This window comes from Pseudomonas mangiferae (assembly GCF_007109405.1).
Lineage (GTDB): Bacteria > Pseudomonadota > Gammaproteobacteria > Pseudomonadales > Pseudomonadaceae > Pseudomonas_T > Pseudomonas_T mangiferae.
The window spans coordinates 1-2,468 of record NZ_VJOY01000039.1 but is presented as its reverse complement, the minus strand read 5'-3'; the positions used below and the strand labels follow the sequence as shown (position 1 = coordinate 2,468).

The following is a 2,468-nucleotide window of genomic DNA, read 5'->3' as shown; positions in this document are numbered from 1 at the left end:
GGGCGGGAGCGGGCTTGGTGGAAAACGCGTTGCGGTTTTCCACCCTATGGGGGGAGGGGATGACCTCGGTGACCGCCGCTGCGGCGAGCCATCGGTGCATGGGGCAAACGTAGGGTGGATAACGTTTTACTTATCCACCTGAATGCGGTTGGCCCGATGTATTGGCTTCGGCTGGGTGGGAGTGGTGGAAAACGCTTTGCAGTTTTCCACCCTACGGGTGAGAGATGACTTCGGCGTATGCCGTTATGGCGAGCCATCGGTGCATCGGTCAAACGTAGGGTGGATAACGTTGTACTTATCCACCTGAAAGCGGCGGCCCGATGCGTTGGTATGGGCCTGGGCGGAGTGGTGGAAAACGCGTTGCGGTTTTCCACCCTGCTGGGGGATGACTTCGGTGCCTGCCGTTGCGGCGAGCCATCGGTGCATGGGTCAAACGTAGGGTGGATAACGTTGTACTTATCCACCTGAAAGCGGCGGCCCGATGCGTTGGTATGGGCCTGGGCGGAGTGGTGGAAAACGCGTTGCGGTTTTCCACCCTACTGGGGGATGACTTCGGGGCCTGCCGTTATGGCGAGCCATCGGTGCATGGGTCAAACGTAGGGTGGATAACGTTTTACTTATCCACCTGAAGGCGGCCGGCCCCGATGCGTTGGTTTGGGCCTGGGTGGGAGTGGTGGAAAACGCTTCGCGGTTTTCCACCCTACGGGGAGGGAATGACCTCGGGACCCACCGGTGTGGCGGGGCTGTCGGCGAAGTGGTCAGGGGTAGGCCCGCTCGAAGGCGCCGAGGTCGCAGTTGCTGAGGCCGTCGCCATTGCCGTCGCGGGGGCGGTCGAGCCCGCGCTGGTCGTGGCGGGCGCAGGTGCCCACGCCGGCGTCGAGGGCGGCGCTGGTGCGGCGCAGCGGGTGTACCCAGCTGCCGTTGTTCTCCTGCAGAGGGAGCAGGTGATGGGTGAAGGTGGTGTCGTTGGCGACGTAAATCTCCGCGGTGCAGGTGCTTCCGTCGGCGCCCAGCAGCAGCCCGCGCGCCTGGAAATCGACGGCGCCCGGAAGGTTCTGGCAGTTGCGCACGGCGTCGAATTCGCTGGAGCGGTTCCCGGCGATGAGGCTGTTGCGGATCAGGACCACGCCCCGATTGGTGAGCCCCCACCCCTCATTGCCGGCGATGGTGACGTGGACCAGTTCGGCGCGGGATTGCAGCGAAAGTGGCAGGCGCCAAGGGTGTCCGTTCTCGAACGCGCCGCGCTCGATGCTCCGGTTGCCGCTCAGGGTGCTGTTGGCCAGCACCATCTGGCCCGCGTTGGCGATGGCCGAGCCGAAGCCGCTCCAGGACACCTCGTTGCCCTGGAAGGTAGTGCGCGCGATGTCCGCCGTGCCCTGGTTGTAGAGCGCGCCGCCCATGCCCCACTCGCCGTAGTCCAGCGCCCGGTTGCTGGAGAACAGGCTGTCCCGCAGGGTGAGCGTGCCTTCGTTGTATAGGGCCCCGCCCTTGCCCGCGGCCGCGGCCTCCTCGCCGTTGGACAGGTTGCGCGTGAACGTCGAGCGGTGCACCTCGAGGACGCCGAAGTTGCCGATAGCACCCCCGTTTCCGGCGCGTTCCGCCGGGTGCGGCATGGTGACGGCGACCCGGTTGTCCACGAACGCTACCTGGTGCAGGTAGGTGCGGCCCTGATTGAGCAGGGCGCCGCCGTCGTAGGTCTGCAGGCCCTGGGTCACGGTCAGGTTCCTGAGCGTCAGCCGCGCGCCGGCATGCACGTGGAACAGCCGGTCCAGGCGCCGGCCGTTCAGGCGGGTGACGCCCACGCCCTTGCCGATCACGCTGACCTGCCCGTGGACATCCAGGTCGCCCAGTTGGTTGGCGTCCTCCTCCACCGGCCAATCGTCTCCGGGGTCGGGGTTGGCGCGTTCCAGCGGATATTCACCCGCCTTGAGCAGGATGACGGTGTCCGCCTGCGTCGCGTTGGCCGTCGAAACGGCTTCGCGCAGGGAGCAGTGGGTGGGTGTGCAGGCGCCGTCGTTTTCATCGGCGAAGGTGGTGACGTACAGGTCCAGCGCCGCCGCAGGCAGCGGGATGGCCAGGATCACGGCAAGGGGAAGGGCTCGACGGCGGTGGCCTCGCATGGGCGTTCCTCGTTAGGCGTCGGCGCTCGACGGCACGGCTGAGGCCAAGGTCATTTCCAGGGGGTTGGCGGCGCGGTGGAAGGCGCCTCGTGGTGTTCCCACCCTGCGCAGGCGTTGAGCGGGCAGTGTTCGACCGGTCCAGCGGCACGTGGCTGGCGGGTGGGGTCCGGGTACTGTAGTCCGGGATGGGGCTGGTGGAAAACGCGTTGCGGTTTTCCACCCTACGGAGGCGTTGGCGTGGGGTGGACAATGTGTTGCTTGCCACCTGCAACGGCGGGGTTTGGTGACGTTGGCTTGGGGGGCGGGGGTTGGTGGAAAACGCTGGCGCGGTTTTCCACCCTACGGGGG

The 2,468-nt window shown here is 66.5% G+C and carries 1 protein-coding gene; it reads right to left on the bottom strand.

What is annotated here, in order from left to right; genetic code table 11:
- Positions 1–758: 758 nt before the first annotated feature.
- Positions 759–2,120 carry a CSLREA domain-containing protein gene (locus FM069_RS21470; protein WP_143490449.1) on the bottom strand — a complete coding sequence of 454 codons (1,362 nt, stop codon included), beginning with the start codon at positions 2,118–2,120 and terminating at the stop codon, positions 759–761.
- Positions 2,121–2,468 lie beyond the last annotated feature (348 nt).

What these genes read in the sequence shown, in the direction of transcription:
- FM069_RS21470 (WP_143490449.1), bottom strand. Translation starts at nt 2,120, where the DNA reads ATGCGAGGCCACCGCCGTCGAGCCCTTCCCCTTGCCGTGATCCTGGCC.